This is a genomic window from Streptomyces sp. NPDC002868, from assembly GCF_055563295.1.
In genome coordinates this window covers 1-2,872 of record NZ_JBVHDR010000080.1, presented here as the reverse complement: position 1 = coordinate 2,872, position 2,872 = coordinate 1, and the positions used below count along the sequence as shown (strand labels likewise).

Annotated in this window: 5 protein-coding genes and 1 pseudogene; 1 reads left to right on the top strand and 5 read right to left on the bottom strand. The window is 64.9% G+C overall.

The genetic code is table 11. The features are described 5' to 3' along the window. Window positions 1–91: 91 nt before the first annotated feature. Entirely contained in the window at window positions 92–370 is a 279-nt protein-coding gene (locus ACZ3H8_RS40750; protein ID WP_467410418.1) for a hypothetical protein, read from the bottom strand. Window positions 371–409: 39 nt separating this feature from the next. Here ACZ3H8_RS40750 and ACZ3H8_RS40745 point away from each other — a divergent pair, with 39 nt between their 5' ends. Continuing rightward, complete coding sequence (locus ACZ3H8_RS40745; protein ID WP_467410417.1) at window positions 410–622, top strand: hypothetical protein; 213 nt, start codon at window positions 410–412, stop codon at window positions 620–622. A 149-nt stretch (window positions 623–771) separates the two neighbouring features. Here the strand turns inward: ACZ3H8_RS40745 and ACZ3H8_RS40740 are convergent, their stop codons facing one another. From ACZ3H8_RS40740 to ACZ3H8_RS40725, 4 genes and pseudogenes are all read right to left on the bottom strand, one after another. After that, window positions 772–1,176 carry a RidA family protein gene (locus tag ACZ3H8_RS40740; RefSeq protein ID WP_467410416.1) on the bottom strand — a complete coding sequence of 135 codons (405 nt, stop codon included), beginning with the start codon at window positions 1,174–1,176 and terminating at the stop codon, window positions 772–774. A gap of 12 nt (window positions 1,177–1,188) precedes the next feature. Then, window positions 1,189–1,758 (bottom strand): annotated as a pseudogene (locus ACZ3H8_RS40735) (NF041680 family putative transposase); the annotation flags it as partial. A 62-nt stretch (window positions 1,759–1,820) separates the two neighbouring features. Beyond that, on the bottom strand, window positions 1,821–2,339 hold the full coding sequence (locus ACZ3H8_RS40730; RefSeq protein WP_467410421.1) for a DUF998 domain-containing protein: 519 nt from the start codon (window positions 2,337–2,339) through the stop codon (window positions 1,821–1,823). Next, window positions 2,225–2,461: a DUF998 domain-containing protein gene (locus tag ACZ3H8_RS40725; RefSeq protein ID WP_467410413.1), complete on the bottom strand. Its 237-nt coding sequence runs from the start codon at window positions 2,459–2,461 to the stop codon at window positions 2,225–2,227. The genes ACZ3H8_RS40730 and ACZ3H8_RS40725 overlap by 115 nt, the downstream gene beginning before the upstream one ends. Between the last annotated feature and the right edge of the window lie 411 nt (window positions 2,462–2,872).

The window sequence follows — 2,872 nt, the reverse complement described above, 5'->3', positions numbered from 1 at the left end:
CGACAGCCGGGCCACTGGCTTGCCCGCACCCCATCCAACAAGCCGAAACGGCCCACCAGATGAAGCGGCAAGCCGTCACGAAAGATCGAGGCTAGGCACCGGTGGGGCAACCATCGTTACTGGACTCCTCGGCCGTGCTCAGGCGCGCATGCAATTGAAGGCCGAGCATGTCCGCATACTGCGAGAGCCGCGCCGGGCGGCATACTCTGCCTTCGCAGAGTGCCTGCAGCGGATATATGCCCTCCATGCGATCGAAGGGCAATTCGCCGCAACGGCGGCAGGGGCGGAAGGCCTGCAGCGGGAGGAAAGCCTTCAGGAAGCGCGTCGTGCATACCAGCAGGCTGGTGACCTCTTCCACGGAGAGTTGCAACGCTTGCAGTCTTCCGTGACTGTGGAGGGTCCTCCAAGCGTGACCGAGGCTGCCCTTCGTGCTGGATCCGCGCTGCTCAACGAACGGGGCACCTTGCATCGGTGGATCCGGTTCCTGGAAAACGGTACTGCCGCAGAGGAACACGAGCGCGAATCAGATGATGCGGGCCTGGCCGCACACATGGAAATCGTGAGCTTCCTTAACGAGGCATCAAGCGCGCTTGCGCACGACGGCATCACCTCTACCTCCTAAGCTTGAGTTTTTGACGTCGCCCGCAGCTCCGGCACGTATGTCCGTCCAGGAGTCGCCGGTCTTGCCTTTGTCGGCAACATCGTCGAGACGGCACCGAGTCCTACCGCCTTGCCATCACCAGGCCCGAGCCGCAGCGCAGACACAGCCTCTCAGTTCGGTCCCTGACCAATCACCGCGTCGATTTCCACTTCGACGAGCCAAGCCGGTTCGATGAAGCGCGAAACCTCTACGAATGTGCATGCAGGCCGGACAGAGGCAAACCGCTCGCCGTGCGCCCGTGCGGCCTCCTTCCACTGCGTCACGTCAGTCAGCATGATGCGTGTCCGCACAACATCCTCGATTGACGCCCCTGCCTCCTGCAGTGCCCGCTCAGCGATGTCCAGGCACCGTGCTGTCTGGACATAGACATCGCCAGGTCCGACGGTGGAGCCGTCATCCCCGATAGGTGCCGTTCCTGCGACGGCGACGTACTTTCCTGCCCGCACCGCGCGAGAGAAGCCGATCTGCGGCTCCAGCGGCGACCCTGAGCTGACGACCTGACGCACATCTTCCATCTCGTCATGGTGTCAGAAATGCAACGGGCAACGAGATACGCCCCTGGGGGAAGGACGCATCTTGCCTGGGGTCATCTGGGCTGTGGATTCATGCAATGCGTCGGGGTTTTGTCCTGTCTTGTGGTGCGTGGGACGGGTGTGGGCCTGGCCCGTAGCGAGGACGCGTCCCACGTCGTAAGGGGTGGCCGGGCGGTAGTTCTTCGAGCCGGCCGGTCGTCCCGGACCAGGGCGAGTCGGTTTTCGTGCACCGGCTGGGGAGCCAGTCTTCGTGCGCAGGTTTCTGAACACGCGCCGCACTCGCGCGGGCCTCAGTTTGTTCGGCGGCGCCGGTCTCTCCCAAGGCCGCCGAAGGTCCATGGCCAGCGGGCGAGCGAGCCTCAACTGGGCGTAGGCAGCGATCACCAACCACGTCCACCGTTCGGCAGCGTCTGAACTGCGAAGCCGCGGCTTGGTCCACCCGAGCGTCTGCTTGAACAGACGGAACGTGTGCTCCCGGTCGAAACGGCGGAGGAAGGACTGCCAGCAGCGGTCGACATCCGTTGTGGTGGCACCGGTGCCGGACCACCACAGCCAGACGGGCTTCTAGCCCCAGCCACCACAAGCAGGGCGCCAAACCCAGACGCATCACAGACTGAACAACAAGATCAAGGAGTCTGAGCCTCTGGCAGGGAAGCTGCTCGCCACAGGTCAAGTGCGAGCAGTACCTGCCAAGTCCAGCCCGTCGTGAGCGCGATGCGCTGGATCAGGCCGCCCAAGTCGGCCAGGTCGTCGGCCTGGGTGAAAGCGGCGCTGGACAGCACCATGGTCGCTGCGAAGACGACGCCGGTGACGGCTGAGTAGAGAGCCCACTCTTGCGCGCCCGAGCGGGTGAAGTGCCGGGTGAACACGAAGCAGGCGGCGGTCAGCGCCACGAAGCCGGCCAGCGACGGGGAGCCGTGGAGAATCCCATGCACGGTGGGGTGCGGCAGCCGGTCGGGTGTTCCGGTAGGGCCCCCGACCGGGTCGGCCTGGAAGATCCCTGCGCCGAGCAGCCCAATCGCCCACAGGCCTATGAGCATCGGCCCCCAGGCCGAGCCCCCGACGGTCGGAGCGCACGCCGCAGACCGACCGCGAACGCCAACGTGAGAAAGCCTGCGACGATGAAGTTGAGCGTCTGCACCCAGCCATGGTTACCGAGCGCCAGCGAACTGACCGGATGGCGCAACGCGTTGTAGTGGGCGCGCACGGAGCCTTCGGCGAGGTAGATAGCGAACAGCGGACCGCCGACCAACCCGCAGATCAGCACAGACCGTAATCCCACCGAACAACCACGGCTGCTCACGCTCCTGACTCAGGTGTTCCCGCCAGAGCTCGTGGATGCAGTGCTCGCGAAGACTCAAGACCATGAGGTGTGGCAGCGGCTGCTGCTGCCTCCGCGGCTGAGTGACCACGCGCGGCGGGAGTAGTGCTTGGAACTGGTCCCAGATGGGGTCGATAACAGGAGATGGGAGCTCAGGCACAGGCACCTCGGGGAAGAAGGCGAGCGTCGACAACTCGCGATCTACCAGGGCCTGTGCCTGTACTACCACGTGGCCGACGCGCCGCGCCTATCCGCGCGATCTCCTAGCCTCGCCGTTTCGGTTGGGGTGATGAGACACCGCTGATCGTCTGCTGTCGGGCGGGCGGGGTGATTTCGTTGCTCGGGCATGGCGGAGTC